Below are 17,840 nucleotides of genomic sequence, written 5' to 3'. Positions count from 1 at the left end.
CTAGTCCGTGTGACCTGTTTGTGGGGGTTGGCCATGGGGGCGTTCATTGACCTAGACGCTGATGTGTTAGCCAACCTTCAAAACTTTGGCCTGGGTATCTTCGTCTACGTGCTGGGGCTGAGCGCTGGCGAAACCTTCGTCCACGGATCCGCAAGCAATTTATTCTCATGGGTGCAGCCGTCGTCTCGGTCATCATCGGCAGAGTGACGGCGCTGGCCTGCGGTGGGCTCATCGGGATGTCACGGGAAGTGACCGTCGGCGTGTTCTCTGGAGCGACCACATCCACCCCTTCCTTGGCTGTGGCGACTCAACAAACAGGCTCTGAGCTTCCAGCAGTGGGCTACTCCCTGGCCTATCCCATGGGGGATATCGTGGCCATCCTCCTGTTAACTTATGCTTTTCGGCAGAAGTGGTCGGCGAAGCATGAAGATTTTGCGGCACGAGTCGGTGAAGTACTGCCCGCGTGATGAGGATCCGTCGGGGTGCAGTTTACTCTTGGTACTGCTCTCGGCCCACTGATCGTCGGCCTTACATTGGGGACCATTCAGCGCACCGGCAGTATCGCGTGGAAGCTACCAGAGTCCATTAATACGGCCTTCCAACAGCTTGGGTTGATGATGTTTTTGGCTGCTGTCGGACTGTCCTCCGGCACCGCGTTTGTGGAAACAGCATTGTCTACTAAAGGGCTGATTTCTATGTATGTTGGTGCAGTAATCGTGGTAATTGTCTACGGGTCTTTCTTCCTGATGATGCGCCTGGCTGGCAAGAGTGTGAGCCGTTTCATCGGTGGGGCTGTCGGCATCTTGGGCGGCGCTGGTGTCGTGGAGTTCGCAGTGGGAAATTCGTCTGATTCGCGTATCGTGGCCCGATACACCGCAACATTTGCAGCAGCGCTGATAACAAAAATTCTGATCATCGACGAGGCATAGCATGCGCCGGAACTGTTCTCGGTGTTGTAACTCGAATCGGACGAAAGGGCTACGCCGGGCCAGTATGTTGTCTCCGGGTCGCAGAATTTCCTGCTGATGGAGAATATCTCCCAAAGCTTGGCCGGACGAGTAGGGGTCACTCACTTGTTACCGTTATCATTTGCGGAGGTGGGCGGCGCAGTTCCCGAGATTGCCGTGGAGCACTTCATGGTGCGGGGTGGCTACCCGCGCCTCTATCAGGTTGATATGCCATACGAGGTGTACCACCAGAACGACATACGTACCTATCGTGAACGAGACGTGACGCAGCTGCTCAAAGTGCAAAACATTGCTGCGTTCCGTCAGCTTCTGGGGCTTCTGGCGCTTAACACGAGCAATGTGATCAACTACACCGGCTTGGCTCGTGACCTTGGATTCCTCAGCCATCTTCTGCGCATTCGTGACACATCGGACTTGGTCGGCTCAGTACATGTCGCAGCAGTGATGGAAAATCTTGTTGTCGCAGAGCCCGCAAAACATGACGTCCATCAAGGCGTATCACCAGAGCTTTTCTTCTACCGCGATGACAGCACGATTGAAATTGACCTTCTTGATCTCACAGACACGCCTCGTGTGATCACAGTGAAAGCTTCTGCCACGTATCGTCCCCATCAGGCACGTCACTTGGCCACGATCGGGCCAACCCTTGGGATTGAACCGGACCAACGGTGGGTTGTGTATCGGAGGACCCATACCCAGCGCGGCACAGAGCACCGAGTAGTACCCGTCGCTGCTTACCTGCTCTTTGGTAACTGACCTAGCCCCTTTTCTTTCCGTCACCAGAGCTGGGCTCTGCTTTCCTACGAGAGCCCAGCAAATCCCCTTTTGCGCATAGACCAAGCTGTCTGCTAGGGTCGGTTGTTGGATCATGAAGATCAGCCGAATGCCCTTCGGCAGGCTGACTGGCAACCGCGCAACGCGCACGGTGCCCCCGAAGGAAGATCCGTCCCCGCGAGGCAACCGCCCGGGGGAAAGAGCGATGTCCAAGGAGATTTCAATGCAGGATAATTCTGCATCCATGTCCAACCACCCTTCCCGAATGCGCAGTGAGAACACCATCGGGGACAGTGCGCACAGTCGGCGCAGGTCGAAGCGCTGCGGTCACTTCCTCGACGGGCACGACATCCACCATATCCGCGCCCTACGTTCGGTACGCGAAGGCACAACCTGGGAGGAAGCCACCAATATTCGCCTGGTCGACGGCATCATCGAATTCGACGTGGGCGGGCAGACCAAACGCGGCTGGAACCATGACGACAACGACGTGGCGTGGTTGATCGCCACAGGCTTTCCCGCGACGTGGTCAGAAGAGTTCAAACTGCTGCGCTTCACCCACAACAACAGCGGGTACCTGCTGGGAGTGGGGAGAACAGCAGACCCGGAAGGCTGCACCAGTGACCGATCCGACGGCGGGCTCATTGATAGCAGCGCCGGAAACCTCACAGAGCTGGTGTACGGGCTGATCGAAGCCGCCGAGCGCAGCCAGGCGCATAAGGAGCGCGAAGCCCTCGCCATGGAGCTGCTTGCTGGAATAGACCGAGAGGAGTGATCGTCGTTAAGCACGCGTAACGACGATCACAGCTGCAGCTCTATGCACTCATGCCCGGTAGCGTCTGCAACACCCTGGTGGGTCACAGCGCCACGGTAGACGTTCACGCCGTGTTTCAGGCCGGGAAACTTTTCGGTGGCGCCGTGCAAACCGAGCTGGGCAATCGCGAGACCATACGCCATGGTGGCGTTGTTCAGCGCGATCGTGGAAGTTTGCGGCACCGCGCCGGGCATATTCGCCACGCAGTACATGACAACGCCGTCTTCAATGAAGGTAGGTTGATCGTGGGTGGTAGGCCGCGACATTTCAGTGGAACCGCCCTGGTCAATAGCTACGTCCACGATCACGGAACCCTTCTTCATCAAGGGTAGGTGCTCGCGCCGGATCAACTGTGGGGCCTTCGCGCCGGGAATCAGCACGCAGGAGATAACCAGATCTGCACGCTGCAGCCAGGTTTCAATCGTGGCGGGGGTGGACTGGATCACCTGCAGTGATGTTTGGAACATGCTGCTTAGCTCAAGGATGCGTTCCGGGTTAGATTCCAGGATGGTCACCCGGGCATCGGTGCCCACCGCCATTTGTGCTGCCTGCGTCCCTACAGCGCCACCACCGATGATCACGATCTCCGAGGCCTCCGTGCCCGGCACACCACCCAGCAGTTTTCCGGCGCCGCCATTAGTGGCTTTCAAACAGTTCGCGCCTTCTTGGATGGAGAGCCGTCCGGCCACGTACGACATTGGTGCCAGCAGCGGTAGGTCCTTGCCACTGGGGCCCACCACGGTTTCATAGGCGATGGCGGTGACGTTGGCGTCGATAAGCGCCTGCGTTAGCTCAGCGTTGGCGGCCAGATGGAGGTAGGTAAACAGGATCAGGTCCTCGCGGAAGTACTGAAACTCCTCGCGCACCGGCTCCTTGACCTTGACCATCATTTCGCAGCGCTGCCACACCTCAGCGGCGTTGTCGACGATCTGCGCTCCCATGGCCTCATAGTCAGTATCGGGGAAGAGGGAATTCTTGCCCGCGCCGGATTCGACCAGCACGGTGTGGCCGTCATCCACGTAGCAACGCACCGCATCCGGGGTCAGTCCTACGCGCGACTCGTTGCTTTTTAGCTCGCGGACAGTACCGATGATCATGGCTGTGAAACCTTTCCGTAGGAGATGCTAGTCATACTAATGGATGGGGAGGTTCAGTCTGCTAAAAACTAGCGTGGATCCCACGGATTAATAAGGGTTAATGGGAATTCCTCGAAGTCTTTCGTATTGTGGGTGGCCAGCACCGTGTTGTGGGCGATGCACGTGGCGGCAATCATCGCGTCAAGGGTGGCGACGGGCCTACCTCGGCTCGTGGTAATTGAACCGTAGATTTCGGCTGACCGTGCATCGAACACGAGAACAGGAAGTTTGGACAGATTATCGCGCAGGACTGCTTCGATCCTCCTGCGACGGTTACCGGCGGGCAAACTACGGACACCTCGCGATAGTTCGGCGAGACAGATACTCGGAATGACAAGCGTGTCAGGTGGTTGTTCAAACACCCAGTTCACGACTTTGGGTTCAGGCTCCGGTTTGGTCAGTTCGGAGATGACATTGGTGTCTACTGCGATGATCATTCGGAAAAATCCACCCGTGGTGGAATAACCTGGCGAGGTTCGAGTGGGATTTCGGTGGCGATGTCACGCGTTGCCCAAAACAGGTCCACCAGCGGATTAGTCTGCGGCGTGACGTGTTTCTCTAGGATCGAGCGTACCTCAGCTTCCATGGATTGGCCGTTACTCTTTGCCTGAGCTTTTAGGGCTTTGTGCAGTTCGTTGCTTATGCCCCGTACAGTAATATTTGGCATTGCTAGCACCTCCTAAGGGTATGCTAGCAATGGTTAGGTCGTGGGAAAAGCCGTATCGTGGCTGGTAAGCATTCGTGGAGGAAAGCTTGACTTCTACCGAGGTAGTAGCTTTCGCCTCGCATCTCGATGATAAAGTCCTCGACCAGGCGCGTGACATCGCCAGCCTGCCCTTCATCTACCTGTATGTGGTGTTGATGCCCGGTGCACACTTTGGGTTGGGCTCAGCCGTAGGCACCGTCTTTGGCACACAGGGTGCGATCATCCCTGCCGCAGTGGGCGTGGACATTGGGTGTGGCATGATCGGCGTGCGTACCCAGTTCAGCGCCGAGGCTCTTCGTGAGCGCGAATTAGTACAGCTGCGCAACGCGCTGGAGCGTGTGATTCCGCTTTCGCCTGGCAACTACAACAAGAAAGTCTCGCGCGAGACAGCGGACCGTCGTGTGCGCGAATTGAGCGCGCTTGCCGACGAACACGGCGTGGATCTGAGCCACTCGCCAAAGTGGAAAGTGCAGCTGGGCTCCTTGGGCGGTGGAAACCACTTCATTGAGCTGTGCCTGGACGAGCAACAGCGGGTGTGGATGTTTCTGCACTCAGGCTCCCGCGGGGTGGGAAATAAGATTGCCCAAAAGCACATCAAAATTGCGCGGGCTGAGACCGCCGACCTCGACCTGCCGAATAGAGACGTGGCTTTTCTTACTGAGGGCACCGCAACCTTCGATCAGTACATTCGGGACCTGAACTGGGCGCAACGCTTCGCGTGGCTGAACCGCGAAGAGGTGATGGACCGGTTTGCCGACCAACTAGGCAAGCTGATGTGCGAGCCGGTGGTGGAGGAGCAGCGTATCAACTGCCACCATAACTACACGGCGCAGGAGGAACACTTCGGTAAGACGGTGTGGCTCACCCGTAAAGGTGCCATCTTCGCTGGCGAGGGTGTTCAGGCGCTGATCCCAGGCTCAATGGGTACCGCCTCCTACGTGGTAGAAGGCAAAGGCAATCCACAAGCACTGATGAGCGCACCCCACGGTGCAGGGCGCAGATTTTCACGCACCGAGGCGAAGAAGCGGTTTACCTCCGCTGACCTGGATAAGCGCATGGAAGGCATCGTGTACCGGCCCGGTAAAGAATGGGTCGACGAAATCCCGGACGCTTACAAAAACATCGACCAGGTGATGGAAGACGCCAGTGATCTAGTCACTGTCAAACACAAACTACGGCAAGTACTCAACGTGAAAGGCACGTAGGGGTCACACAGCCCGGGGTGCCATAACGGGATTTTGGTTTTCGCCTTGATCACAACGTTCGAAAGCGGAAGAAATAAAGGGAATTGGGGTAGACATCGATACTTCAAGCATGGTTGCATGAAGGCGTTACATTCATTCAGGATTGGCGGGGAACCAAGCAACATTGTCTCGCGTGGTGCGAGGAGAGCGTGAAGCAAGCCTCGAAGAACTTGCCAACTTGAGTGGGGCAACCGGTTTGCCGTTGTCCTACTTTCTTCGCAGTGATTCACTTCCTGAATCCACGTCGGTGGCAGCTCGAGCCACCTACGGCGCCTCCATGAAGACACTGCAGACCGTCATTTGGATTCGTATGGGATTTAGCGGAGGGCGCAATCGTGTCAACGCTTGAGGAGCAAGCGAGGGAAGCGACTACAGCAATTCATCAAGAATACGGATCAGCTTCGGCGACATTTATCGCCGGGAAGAGCCTTTGAAAAGCCATTGTGGATTCGACCTCGAATCTATCCATCGCCATAGTCGATCGGAGGCGATCAGTTGGAGAGCAAGAGCGACAACTGGGATTACTAGTAAAAGTGGATGCGATTCGGCGAGACAATTAATTGCCATTTGGGGGAGAGGGCAGAGAATCACGAAAAGAAGAGCCCATACTGGGAGCCTGATCAATTTAAAATACCGTAACGTGAAATCCCGGTAGGACAGTGTATTAAGGTTTTTTCTGAGAACCCTTTCAACGGTTGCTCCATCCATCCGGAGGAAAAGAGCTCCTGCAAACGTGAGAATGTGCGAGGAATAATAGACAAGCAGGATATATGTCCAGACTCCGTTGGCAACCAAAGAATCGGAGACACGCGGAAGATAGAATCCCACATACGGTAGGGAAATCGAAAGTAGGCCAGAGAAATACTGGTAGATGGTGTTGACCCGTCGCCGCTTTTCAGCGTCAGACCATCCCAGTGCTCCGACGAAAACTAAGACAGAACTTAGAAGAGCAGATACGAGTAGCAGCGCGACTCCAGGCCAGAAGGGGAGCGAGAGCGTTTGGGGTCTGGACAATCTTGGAAAGTACTCTATGAGAGAGGAGACGAATTCTAATTCGGTGCCTTCGAGCAAACTCCTTACGCGAGCAAAGAAAAATACGACAGCATAAATGAAGGCAAGTTGCCCCACTGCCAGCATTGCGAGGCGAATAGGGCCTGTTCCAGTAATAATATCTGCAAAGACGGCAGGCCGTGATTGTGCTTCTACCGAATTCCATTTTCTCCGCATCCAGAGAAAGTAAAGGATGAAAAGAATGAGAAGGAAAACTAGCGTAATGATTAACGCTAAGGTCGCAGTGAGGAAGCCGTGACTGTAGATCAAGGAAAGAACAAACAATACAGTCAGGTGGGTGACCACCGTGATAGGTACGGTAGACCCCAGGCTTGACCATCTGAGTTTAAACACAGTGTCGCTCTCCTTGATTATCGTTTTAAGGCTTGACCTACGATCGGCGCGGTCGGTCCACTCTGGGCGTCTTGACATATGTTGACTATATAAACCCTGTTTTGGACCCCTCCAAAGTCATCATCGCCGTTTCTCAGAAGCAGTAAATGCTGGGCCTGAAGGTTGGAGCTCGCAAAATAGTTGTGTTGAAAACCACCTCTTGACCGATTTGTGTTTCGGGTTATAGTGTTGAAGCAAAGGTAGAGTGCAAACGTTTGCAGCAATCGATTGCATAGCGTGGAGCAGTAAGAATGGAGCAACCAATGGCACGGCCAACATTGAAGGATGTCGCCCAAAACGCGGGAGTCTCTGTGTCTACTGCCTCGCGCGCGCTAGCGGGCAATCCGGCAATTGCGTGTGCGACGCGACAGAAAGTCCGTAAGGTGGCCGACGAGCTCGGCTATATGCCCAATGTGCAAGCGCGAGCCCTCAAGACTTCAAGGACTGACACGATCGGCGTTGTCGTCCCTAGCTTGATCAACTACTACTTCGCATCGATGGTGACTGCGATTCAACAGGAAGCTCGCATCAGCGGGATATCAACGTTGATTATCAACACTGATGAAGATCCAGAAGTTATGCACGATGCACTGAGGGGCCTGAGCGAGAGAGGGGTCGATGGAATCATTTGCGTTCCTCATGAACAAGAAGCAGATACGATAAAGAACCTTGTTGATCACGGCCTGCCAGTGGTTCTAATCGATCGTGAACTCGAAGGCAGTGGCCTGCCCACGTTCACTTCAGATGCTGCGGGTGGTATACGTGCTGCAGTGGCGGAACTAGTGCGTATCGACGCTTTGCCGATCGGTTATCTGTCTGGCCCGATGACTACGTCGACCGGACGCAATCGGTTGGCGGCGTTTCAAGCAGCCTGCGATGATGCGGGGATTGCACCCCAACTCATCTTTCAGGGCGGATACGAACAAGAACTCGGCCGACAGGGTGCCCAATCACTGCTCGAGCAAGGGGCGAAAAGTCTTTTAGCTGGGGACTCAATGATGACTATCGGTGTGATTGAGGCGTGTCACCGCGCGAAGAAAGTCATCGGTGAAGATGTCGCCGTGGTGGGTTTCGATACTCACCCCGTATTCGAATTGCAACCACGCCCCATCACGGTCATTGACCAGCACGTCGATGACATGGCGAGGCAAGCATTCACAGCGCTTACTGGCTGGATCAAAGGAGAGGCTCCAGATGAACTGCACGTGTTCACCGAAACGAATCTCATAAACAGACAATCCACACAACCACTCACCCCGGGAGGTGAACGATGAACGGACAAGATCCGCAACCAATCCTAGAAATGCGCAATGTGAGCAAATCCTTTGGGCCTGTTTCAGTAATTAAAGACGTCTCTGTGGCAGTTCAGCCCGGAAAGGTGCAAGCTCTTCTTGGCGAAAACGGCGCAGGAAAATCTACCATTATCAAAATGATGGCTGGTGTCCACCGGCCAGATTCAGGCGAAATTATCGTCGATGGTGCACCCGTTACGTTCGCATCGACCAAGGAGGCCGAAGCCAAAGGCATTGCCACAATTTACCAAGAACTGAACTTGGTCCCCACGTTGTCAGTGGCCGAAAACATCATGCTTGGCCGAACCCCAAACTCTGGTGGGCTGGTCAACTTCAGACAACTGACGGCCGAGGCACAAGAAGCGCTCGATTTCATTGGTCTCAAGGTTGACCTTGATACGCCCGTCAGCGAACTCGGTCTCGCCCGCCAACAGCTCGTCGAAATCGCAAAAGCATTGTCGATGAAGGCTCGCGTGCTAATCCTCGATGAGCCCACAGCGGCCCTAACAGGCAAAGAAATCGACCAACTTTTCACCGTTATTGATGACCTAAAACAACGCGGAGTGGGAATGGTATTTATTTCCCACCACCTTGATGAAATCGCGCGCATCGCAGACTCGGTAAGCGTCCTCCGCGATGGTGAGTTTATCGCAGAAGTCCCAGCAGATACTTCTGAAGATGAATTTGTCCGTCTCATGGTCGGGCGTGACATCGAAGACCAGTACCCGCGTATTGCTGACACACCAGGAAAACCTGTTCTCGAAGTTGCTGACCTTTCAAGCGAAGGCAAATTCGATGACATTACTTTTACCGTGCACACGGGCGAAGTCGTTGGCATCGCAGGCCTAGTTGGCGCAGGACGCACAGAAGTCATCAGGGCTATCGCAGGAGCTGATCACTACGACTCAGGAACTGTGAGAGTAAACGGAAAGGAACTACCCAACGGCAATGTCTCCGCCGCGATCAGCGAAGGAGTCGGACACGTGCCTGAAGACCGCAAGAACCAAGGATTGATCCTTGATGCCAGTGTAGGAGACAACATTGGCTTAGCGACTCTGCACTCGAGTGCCACAGCCGGATTAGCTGACCGGTCAGGCCAACGTAAACGGGCAAACGAAGTCGCTGAACAGTTGCGCGTGCGTATGTCCGGGATTGATCAACACGTCCGTAATCTCTCCGGCGGTAACCAACAAAAGGCGGTGTTCGGCAGGTGGGTGATGGCCGACTCGCAAGTCCTGCTTCTTGACGAGCCAACCCGAGGCGTTGACGTTGGCGCAAAGGTCGAAATCTACAACATCATCAATGACATCACAGCCAATGGCGGCGCAGTCCTCATGGCATCCTCGGACCTGCCTGAGGTACTTGGCATGTCTGACCGAATCCTGGTCATGTCTGGTGGTCACATTGCAGGAGAACTTCCTCCTACCGCGACCCAAGACGAAGTGATGAAGCTTGCTGTTTCTCAGGTCGAAGACGCCGTCGATGAATATCCGCCTTCAACAGAACACTCAGAAAAGGAGTAACGGCGCCATGACAACTCACACTGGAACAAAACAATCACCGGCGCGCAGCGTTGGCAACTGGATGATGAACAATGGAGCCCTTGTTGGCCTCATCATCTTGGTCGTAGCGCTTGCAGTAGCAACCCCTGCATTTCTGTCAACCGACAACCTTATCAACATTGGCGTCCAAGCCGCGACCGTGGCAATCATCGCCTTTGGCATGACATTTGTCATCGTCACTGGCGGGATTGACCTATCGGTTGGTGCCGTCGCGGCTTTAGGCGGAATGGTCACTGCATACATGTGGGCAGAGGTCGGTTTCCCCGGATGGCTCACACTCGTCCTCGGTCTAGCAACCGGCTTGCTCGCGGGCTGCATCGCTGGCCTTTCAATCGCCTACGGTAAATTACCCGCGTTTATCGCAACTCTGGCGATGATGTCAATTACCCGTGGTCTGACACTGGTTATCTCAGAGGGATCCCCAGCTCCTTCTCCAGAGGCAGTCAACTGGATGGGGGCAGATCTAGGCTTCCTTCCAGTACCGATCATCATGATGGCTCTGGCCGGGTTCGTGTGCTGGTTTATCCTGTCGCGAACAGTCTTAGGGCGCTCGATGTACGCGATTGGCGGAAATATGGAAGCTGCTCGCCTGTCTGGTCTACCAGTGAGAAGAATCCTCATTAGCGTGTACGCGCTTTCGGGTATTTTTGCAGCGTGGGCAGGACTTGTGATGACGGCTCGTTTGTCATCGGCCCAGCCTAACGCGGGTACTGGATACGAACTGGATGCTATCGCGGCTGTCGTTATTGGTGGTGCATCGTTGTCCGGCGGTCGCGGTGGTGCTTGGGGCACCTTGGTCGGCGCCTTATTGCTGGCAGTGATTCGCAACGGTCTCAATCTGCTGAACGTCTCCTCATTCTGGCAGCAAATCGTAATCGGTATCGTCATCGCGGCCGCCGTCGGATTCGACGTCATCCGCAACAAGACAGTTTCGCAGTAAGGGATGAGACCAATGATGAGAAAAACTATTGCCGTACTTACATTGCTAGCAGCGGCCGTATCGATTGCATCATGTGGACGGGATCTTGAAGAAAGCCAGTCCATTACTCTGGCGTTATCGACGCAGACTAATCCATTCTTCGTCCAGGTCCGAGACGGGGCCCGAGATCGGGCAGAAGAACTGGGAATTGAGCTGAACGTCCAAGATGCAGGTGACGATGCCCTACGGCAAGCAGACCAGCTGGGGAATGCAACCGCGATGAAACCAGGCGTGGTCTTGGTCAATCCCGTCGACTCAGATGCAGTAGCAAATTCGGTAGAAATGCTGAACCAAGCGGACATTCCAGTCATCGCTCTCGACCGCACTTCAAACGGCGGTGAGCTGGCCTCTTTCGTCGCTAGTGACAATATCTCGGGCGGAAAGCAAGCGGCCGATGCTTTGGCAGAAGCGATCGGTGGAGCAGGCAAGATCATTATCTTGCAGGGCGTTCCCGGATCATCCTCGTCGCGTGATCGTGGGCAAGGTTTCAGGGACCAAATTGCTACCTACCCCAATATCGAGGTGGTTGCTCAACAAACCGCAGGATTTGACCGGACGAAAGGGCTGGATGTTGCAACCAACTTGCTGCAGGCACACCCCGATGTGGTGGGGATCTTCGCCGAGAATGACGAGATGGCACTGGGTGCGATCGAAGCAACCGGTGGGCGCGCAGGTGACCAGATTCAGATCATCGGATTCGACGGAACCCTCGAAGGGATCGAAGCTGTCGCAACGGGCACCATGACCGCCACGATCGCACAACAGCCTCGTGAACTCGGCTCCGAGGCGGTGAACCAGGCAGCGCTAATCCTCAACGGTGAAGACGTTGCCGATGTCGTCCCAGTCGAAGTGGTTACCGTTAACCAAGACAACGTGGGTGATTTCCGGTGAGTGCGAAGAAGATTGTCGTTGTAGGCTCAATTAACGCGGACTTGACGACGAGAGTGGCCCGCCACCCACATCCCGGCGAAACTCTCATAGGGGCTGGTGGCCATTTTTCCGCGGGTGGTAAGGGCGCTAACCAGGCTGTCGCAGCCGCCCTCTTGGGAGCTAATGTCACCCTGGTCGGAGCAACGGGGGATGACCTTCAAGCTCAAGCGGCACTGCAACACTTCGACCGGGCCGGTATTGACCAAAGCCACATTACTGTTGTGGATGAACCAACAGGGCTTGCCGTAATTACGGTATCGGATGATGGGGAGAACACGATCATCGTGATCCCCGGTGCCAATGGAACTATAACCAAGGAGCGCGTCGAGAAGAACCGTGATGTTATCGCCAACGCCGAAATCGTGCTTCTGCAAGGAGAAATACCTTCCTCCGGATTCAATGCCGCAGTCGATATGGCCACTGGCCGAGTGGTGGTTAACCTCGCCCCGGTGGTTCCAGTCGGGCGGGAGCAACTTCTTCAGGCTGATCCACTGCTAGCGAATGAACACGAAGCTGCGCTAGTACTGGAGCAGCTCGGAGAACAGGTGACTACTAATGATCCTCATGAACTTGCATCCTCCCTTGTCGCCCACGGATTCCGGTCTGTGGTTCTCACCTTGGGTGCAGCGGGAGCGCTTGTTGCTACGCCAGAACACCTCATTGATATTCCTACTCCAACGGTTCAAGCAGTTGACACTACTGGCGCAGGTGATGCTTTTGCGGGAGCCTTGGTGGCACAACTAGCTGAGGGGGAAAACCTCGTCGACGCAGCACATTTTGCGGCACGCGTTGGTGCAGCAGCCACACTCCGTCCTGGGGCGCAAGATTCGTACCCATCTGATATCTCTGAGCTGCCAGAGGTAAACAACGAGGCAAACAATGACGCGTAAGAGATGAATCCTCAGATGGCAGCATCTGCATTCGTCGTAAAGCGAAATCCTGTAGTTTTAACCCTATGGCAACAAAGCTAAAAGACCACTACAACGCGGATTATGCTGGCTTCATCGCAGATAAGATCGCTGCGGTGGAGCTGGGATTCAACCGTTCGGGTTTCTTCGATGCTGTTGTGCCCACTCTCGAAACTCTTGAGTGTAGTGCGCTGTGTTGGTGATGGCTGGTGAATTCACCAGCCGCTAATCGTGCCAGTTAATTGCGCCCCTAGCATTGTTTTCTTTTCCCATACTATTGGTGATATGTCACCATCTCCCGCGAAGCGGGACAAGGACCCATCTGATAGCAAGTAAAACCACAAGCAAGTAAATAAAAACACTCTGGAAGGAAAACATTGGTTGCACAACAGCCAAACCATAAGGGAACAATCGGAACAATTGTTGAACATGGCGTGCCTGATAACGTAGACATTATCGTTATCGGTTCTGGTGGTGCGGGCCTGACCGCAGCGCTCACCGCAGCCCAAAAGGGCGCCCAGGTACTTGTTGTCGAGTCGCTGGACATTGTGGGTGGCGCAACAGGTGTCTCGGCCGGCGCGGCGTGGATTCCCGCCCACGGATTCTCCACCGACGCTTTAGGGGTAGAAGACTCGATCGAACAAGGCCGGACCTACTTTATGGGCGAGGGCCGCGACAAGATCCTCGACCCAGAAATCATAGACACTGTATTAAACGAGGGCCCGAAGGTAGCCCGCTATGTTGAAAACAACACCAAGTTCGGCTGGATCCCGGCGATCTGGCCGGACTACCGCTCCGATATTCCTGGGGCATCCGTTGGTCGCGCACTGTTCCCCGGGCCCTACAACGCGGAAGGCCTCGGGGAGGCGGCACAGTATGTTCGGCCGGCCTTAACCAGTGGCATGGCGAAGAACCCAATGCCGTTTTGGCTGCTCGCAGGGCTGAAAACTGATTCAGCGTGGATCGCAGGCCCAGCCTTGGTGGGTGCCCTGCTCGAAGCCAACTTGGTAGCAGGTGTGAACGTGCGGGTTGAAACTCCAGCAGAGAGCCTGGTCGTTGAGAACGGGCGGGTGACCGGCTTGGTCGTCTCATCGAACGGCAAGGAGCACACCATCCGGGCGCATAACGGGGTGATTATCGCCTCCGGCGGTTTTGAAACTTCCGACGAGTTAACCACCAAGTACATGAACGCGCCGATGGGAACCCACGTTTCCCCACGCGGCCATCGTGGCATCGCGGTGCAGCTTGCTGAAGAGATCGATGCTGAACTAACCGCCATGGAGCATGCGTGGTGGATGCCAGGAGTTCAACTTCCGGGTGAAACCCTCGAGGGTAAACCATTCGCGCGGCTGCTGCTGGGCGAACGCTCCCTGCCACACTCCATCATGGTCAACCGCGACGGCGTGCGCTTTACCAATGAGGCTGCGGCCTATGACCAGATGGGTGGAGCGATGCGGGTGTGGGACGAAGAACGTGGCGAGATGGTCAATGACCCGGCCTATTTCATTTTCGACCAGAACTTCTGGGACAAGTTTGGCCTCTTCGGTTCCACCCCAGGTGGTGAGGTTCCCGAGTACGTGATCCAGGCGGATTCGCTGACTGAGCTGGCAGAAAAGACTGGCATTAACGCCGAGAACCTGTTGAGCACTGTGGACAAGTTTAACCCGGAGGCAGCCAAGGGTCGCGACCCATGGTTTGGCCGGGGCGAAACCCTCTTTGACCGCTACTTTGGTGATTTCTACCCGATGCTCGGCGCTGCCTCACCAGCCAAGCGGTTCCCAGGCGTCACCCAGCAAGCGCAGTGGCTGTTTGCCAAACTGATCGGCCCGATTGTCAATATGGGCGCCAAGCAGGCAGCGCAGAAGAACGACTCCGAGGGGCTGCGCAAGATGATCGTGGGCCCATTGTCTAAGATTATGCGCCCAGTGCTGAAGGCCCCGCAGTCGTCCACTCTCGGCCCAATCGAGCGTCGCCCGTTATACGCGGTGAAAGCGGAATCATCAGCCTTAGGTACCGTGGGTGGGCCTGTTACCGACTCCCAAGGGCGCGTGAAAAACAAGTCCGGCCAGGTCGTGGCAGGCCTGTACTCGGCAGGTAACGCCGGTGGTGCAGCCACCCAGGGCTTCTACGGCGGTGCCGGTGGCACGATTGCCTTGGGTTGATCTTCGGACACCTCGCAGGCAAGACCGCAGCAGACACCCCGCTAAACTAACACCCCGCTAGACTAGCGCCGAAGTCTGGCAGGGCAGTGGGCAATCGATGGGTTGCCAGCCAGGGGAGAGGTCAAAGCCTAGGTCGCTGGCAAAGACCAGCCGGGTGCCTGTATAGATGCGCGAATTGTGGGCGTCGATGTCGAAGACGTGTGCACCGCGGTAATGGTTGCGTTTTTCGCCAGGAGCGCCGTAGGGGCCACACCCAGTAGAAGGGCTAAAGCCCAGCTCAATGCCGTATTAATTACCGGTGTACTAGTTCAGGTGGTCGTGTCCGCGGTAAATCCCACGTACGTCGCCACGTTCCTGGCACGCAGCGTAGATTCTCGAGTTTATAGCGCCAACGGTGGCAACCTCGTGCTTTTCGCCGGTGATAAAGAAAGTGTCAATCGCGTTGCGGTGTTTCGCCTCAGTTGTCGCACCTGGCCCGCCGTTCCACATATCCTCATGCTCATAGGTAGGGATGTGGGAAAACATCAGGCTGGGGATGAGGCGTCCGTGACGCTGTTCAGCAGGCAAGGAAGTCTCCCGGTACTACTGGATCTGGCTGGGACGCAGATAATCATAAGCGGGCAGCATCCGGGTTGACTGGCCGTAGACACGCGCCGGAACATAAGCCCCTGAACCCATGCACACCGTCGATCGGGGCCGGATTAACATTGCGCGGATACTGGCGGACAAAATCAAGCATTTCGGGCCTGCGCATCCCGGTGCCAGCGATGTCATTGGAATCTTCCTCATGATTCCCAAAAGTCACCGCCCATGAAGTTCCCCGAGATTCCATCGGTTGGACCACAGTGTTAATCGCCTGGCGCACCTCGCGGGCGGTATTCGGGCCACCGTCGATGATATCGCCGTTGATGACTAACAGTTGGGGCAGCTCGCGATCAAGGACTGCTTCCATGAACTGTAAAGTGCGCCGATCAGTGAGGTGGTCATCTTGGGTGTCGTTGAACTGGACAATCCGGAATGTGCCTTCATCAGTGCACGCCAAAGTCGGTGCCGACAGAAGATCAGAAGGATGAAATGCATGCTGTGGTGCGTTCATGGCCAGTAGTGTAAACGCAAATGCCGAATCCGGCAGGGCAGCGTCGCTGATCGTCGGCACGCACCCGCGCAGTCCACAAAGCAGGATCGCCGAGAGTTCAACTTGTATTGACCTCAATGTTATCTAAAAGTTAGCTCAGGACCCTAGAGTGACAGGCCGGGCAGCACCGACGACTCAACTTGACCCAAGTGAGCACATTGCCCGCCCGCTGTTTCCCTCTACCGATTTCAAAGGACCTTTCAATGCGCCAACACAACCGTGGCCTGCGCGTGTGCGCGGCCATTACCGCCACTGCACTGGCAGCAACCACAGTTCTACCTGCACATGCCGACGAAAAATCCGGCCCCAAGAACATCATCTACATGATCGGCGACGGCATGGGCTACAACCATGTTGCCGCCGTCAACCTCTACGAAAGTGGCCAAACCCGCTACCAACTTGATGGCCCCGCAGACCCTGAGCAGCTCACAGAACTGCCGGGCGACGCCGTGCAAGCCTACGAACACTTCGACCTGGTAGGCATGGCAACCTTCCAGAAAGATAACCACTACGATCCGATTGCCGCATGGAGCGACCACGATTGGGTAAAGAAGAATTACACTGACTCGGCCGCAGCAGGCACCGCGATGGCTACCGGCGTCAAGGTAGACAACGGCACCCTGGCAGTCGACCCGGCAGGCAACCCACTAGAAAACGCCTCCGAACGCGCAAAGGACCACGATAAGGCAGCAGGTGTTGTCTCATCGGTGCCGTTTTCGCACGCCACCCCTGCCGCGTGGGCCGCCCACAACGTCTCCCGCAACGACTACCACGCAATCGCTGCTGAAATGCTCGCAGGCGATCTTGACGTGATCATGGGAGCCGGCCACCCCTTCTACGACGCAGACAACAATAAAGTCGCAGAGCCTGACTACAAGTACATTTCCGAAGAGACATACAACGACGTCATGGAAGGCGACAAGTGGAACGTGGTTGTTGACCAAGCTGAATTTGCATCTCTGGCAGCCGGCGTAGTCGAAGAAGACAAACAGTACTTTGGTCTTGCGCCAGTTGCTTCCACCCTGCAGCACGACCGTTCGGGTACACCCGACGAACTGTACGTCGACCCATTCAACGATGTAGTCGACCTGGGCACCATGACCAAGGGTGCACTTAACGTGCTTGGGCAAGACGACGACGGGTTCCACCTCATGGTCGAAGGTGGTGCCATCGACTGGGCAGGCCATGCCAACACCATCGGCCGTGACATTGAGGAAACCATCGACTTCAACGAGGCCGTTGAAGTGGCCATCCAGTGGGTCGAAGAACACTCCTCCTGGGAGGAAACACTGCTAGTAGTTACCGCAGACCACGAAACCGGCTACCTGTCCGGCCCGGAAGACCAGCCAGGGTTCACCCCAATGGCCGGTGAGAAAGGCCAAGCCCCAGCACACGGATACTATTCCGGCGACCACACCAACCACCTAGTCCCGTTCTACTTCAAGGGTGCCGGTGCGGAAGATATCAAGGCAGCAGCTACAGGCAGCGACCCAGTACGGGGCGCATATATCGACAACACCACGCTGGCTAAGCTCACCATGGACAACTGGTGGACTAAGGCTAAGCAGGACGACGACGGATCTTCTAAGGATGAAGGCTCCTCTAAGGATGAAGGCTCTACTGACATTCACGCCGGATCTTCAGAATTCGGAGTCCTAGGCAAGATTATCGCCGTGATTCGTTCCTTCTTTGCCAGCCTGGGGCTGGGCCAGTTCGCGTCACAGTTGTCTTCGCTGTCCTCCTAAGACAGTCGCAGAGCAACGGCCCACGGTCGCGAACTGCAACCG

General features: G+C 55.7%; 20 protein-coding genes and 1 riboswitch. Of the genes, 15 read left to right on the top strand and 5 right to left on the bottom strand.

From position 1 onward, the window contains the following. Positions 1–9 precede the first annotated feature (9 nt). From CKV99_RS14280 to CKV99_RS08800, 5 genes are all read left to right on the top strand, one after another. Positions 10–207, top strand: coding sequence for an aspartate-alanine antiporter-like transporter (locus CKV99_RS14280; RefSeq protein WP_143063384.1), 198 nt, complete (start codon positions 10–12; stop codon positions 205–207). Next, positions 168–467 carry an aspartate-alanine antiporter-like transporter gene (locus CKV99_RS08815; RefSeq protein ID WP_092255942.1) on the top strand — a complete coding sequence of 100 codons (300 nt, stop codon included), beginning with the start codon at positions 168–170 and terminating at the stop codon, positions 465–467. The genes CKV99_RS14280 and CKV99_RS08815 overlap by 40 nt, the downstream gene beginning before the upstream one ends. A gap of 15 nt (positions 468–482) precedes the next feature. Further along, a complete protein-coding gene (locus CKV99_RS08810) occupies positions 483–929 on the top strand; it encodes an aspartate-alanine antiporter-like transporter (protein ID WP_092255939.1) in 447 nt (148 codons plus the stop codon). Between the two features lie 144 nt (positions 930–1,073). Beyond that, positions 1,074–1,724 (top strand): DUF4143 domain-containing protein, encoded by a 651-nt coding sequence (locus tag CKV99_RS08805; protein WP_231909997.1) that lies wholly within the window; start codon positions 1,074–1,076, stop codon positions 1,722–1,724. A gap of 108 nt (positions 1,725–1,832) precedes the next feature. Beyond that, a riboswitch (SAM riboswitch) is annotated at positions 1,833–1,951 on the top strand. Between the two features lie 14 nt (positions 1,952–1,965). After that, complete coding sequence (locus CKV99_RS08800; protein WP_092255933.1) at positions 1,966–2,517, top strand: hypothetical protein; 552 nt, start codon at positions 1,966–1,968, stop codon at positions 2,515–2,517. Positions 2,518–2,543: 26 nt separating this feature from the next. Here CKV99_RS08800 and ald read toward each other — a convergent pair whose 3' ends face one another. The 3 genes from ald to CKV99_RS08785 form a co-directional block, all read right to left on the bottom strand. Next, positions 2,544–3,653, bottom strand: coding sequence for an alanine dehydrogenase (gene ald / locus CKV99_RS08795; RefSeq protein WP_092255929.1), 1,110 nt, complete (start codon positions 3,651–3,653; stop codon positions 2,544–2,546). A gap of 68 nt (positions 3,654–3,721) precedes the next feature. Continuing rightward, positions 3,722–4,129 carry a type II toxin-antitoxin system VapC family toxin gene (locus CKV99_RS08790; protein ID WP_092255926.1) on the bottom strand — a complete coding sequence of 136 codons (408 nt, stop codon included), beginning with the start codon at positions 4,127–4,129 and terminating at the stop codon, positions 3,722–3,724. After that, the gene (locus CKV99_RS08785) at positions 4,126–4,359 is read right to left on the bottom strand and encodes a FitA-like ribbon-helix-helix domain-containing protein (RefSeq protein ID WP_092255923.1); all 234 of its coding nucleotides are present in this window, start codon (positions 4,357–4,359) and stop codon (positions 4,126–4,128) included. Before CKV99_RS08785 ends, CKV99_RS08790 begins: the two co-directional genes overlap by 4 nt. A gap of 86 nt (positions 4,360–4,445) precedes the next feature. Between CKV99_RS08785 and CKV99_RS08780 the strand changes: the two genes are divergently transcribed. The 9 genes from CKV99_RS08780 (at position 4,446) to CKV99_RS08740 (ending at position 14,918) form a co-directional block, all read left to right on the top strand. Continuing rightward, a complete protein-coding gene (locus CKV99_RS08780) occupies positions 4,446–5,603 on the top strand; it encodes an RtcB family protein (protein ID WP_092256736.1) in 1,158 nt (385 codons plus the stop codon). A gap of 172 nt (positions 5,604–5,775) precedes the next feature. Beyond that, a complete protein-coding gene (locus tag CKV99_RS08775; protein WP_092255920.1) occupies positions 5,776–5,991 on the top strand; it encodes a hypothetical protein in 216 nt (71 codons plus the stop codon). A gap of 1,357 nt (positions 5,992–7,348) precedes the next feature. After that, positions 7,349–8,359, top strand: coding sequence for a transcriptional regulator UriR (gene uriR / locus CKV99_RS08765; protein ID WP_231909996.1), 1,011 nt, complete (start codon positions 7,349–7,351; stop codon positions 8,357–8,359). Then, positions 8,356–9,900, top strand: coding sequence for a sugar ABC transporter ATP-binding protein (locus CKV99_RS08760; protein WP_092255912.1), 1,545 nt, complete (start codon positions 8,356–8,358; stop codon positions 9,898–9,900). Before uriR ends, CKV99_RS08760 begins: the two co-directional genes overlap by 4 nt. A 7-nt stretch (positions 9,901–9,907) precedes the next feature. Next, a complete protein-coding gene (locus CKV99_RS08755) occupies positions 9,908–10,879 on the top strand; it encodes an ABC transporter permease (protein ID WP_169872620.1) in 972 nt (323 codons plus the stop codon). Positions 10,880–10,894: 15 nt separating this feature from the next. Beyond that, complete coding sequence (locus CKV99_RS08750) at positions 10,895–11,809, top strand: substrate-binding domain-containing protein (protein ID WP_092256730.1); 915 nt, start codon at positions 10,895–10,897, stop codon at positions 11,807–11,809. Beyond that, positions 11,806–12,738, top strand: coding sequence for a ribokinase (locus CKV99_RS08745; protein ID WP_092255909.1), 933 nt, complete (start codon positions 11,806–11,808; stop codon positions 12,736–12,738). Before CKV99_RS08750 ends, CKV99_RS08745 begins: the two co-directional genes overlap by 4 nt. A 65-nt stretch (positions 12,739–12,803) precedes the next feature. Then, the gene (locus tag CKV99_RS14275) at positions 12,804–12,959 is read left to right on the top strand and encodes a hypothetical protein (RefSeq protein ID WP_157728411.1); all 156 of its coding nucleotides are present in this window, start codon (positions 12,804–12,806) and stop codon (positions 12,957–12,959) included. A gap of 231 nt (positions 12,960–13,190) precedes the next feature. Then, the gene (locus CKV99_RS08740; protein WP_231909995.1) at positions 13,191–14,918 is read left to right on the top strand and encodes an FAD-dependent oxidoreductase; all 1,728 of its coding nucleotides are present in this window, start codon (positions 13,191–13,193) and stop codon (positions 14,916–14,918) included. 303 nt (positions 14,919–15,221) lie between these two features. On the opposite strand, the gene CKV99_RS08735 is transcribed toward CKV99_RS08740, so the two are convergent. Continuing rightward, the gene (locus CKV99_RS08735) at positions 15,222–15,485 is read right to left on the bottom strand and encodes a metallophosphoesterase family protein (protein ID WP_095114712.1); all 264 of its coding nucleotides are present in this window, start codon (positions 15,483–15,485) and stop codon (positions 15,222–15,224) included. Positions 15,486–15,528: 43 nt separating this feature from the next. Continuing rightward, on the bottom strand, positions 15,529–16,014 hold the full coding sequence (locus tag CKV99_RS08730) for a metallophosphoesterase (protein WP_143063383.1): 486 nt from the start codon (positions 16,012–16,014) through the stop codon (positions 15,529–15,531). A 242-nt stretch (positions 16,015–16,256) separates the two neighbouring features. Between CKV99_RS08730 and CKV99_RS08725 the strand changes: the two genes are divergently transcribed. After that, positions 16,257–17,798, top strand: a complete 1,542-nt coding sequence (locus CKV99_RS08725; protein WP_092255900.1) for an alkaline phosphatase — start codon at positions 16,257–16,259, stop codon at positions 17,796–17,798. The last annotated feature ends 42 nt before the right edge of the window (positions 17,799–17,840 follow it).

Origin of the sequence: Corynebacterium cystitidis (genome assembly GCF_900187295.1) — a bacterium.
In the GTDB taxonomy this organism is placed as follows: domain Bacteria; phylum Actinomycetota; class Actinomycetes; order Mycobacteriales; family Mycobacteriaceae; genus Corynebacterium; species Corynebacterium cystitidis.
Note: the sequence above shows the minus strand (reverse complement) of the source record. Positions and strands in the feature narration are given on the sequence as shown.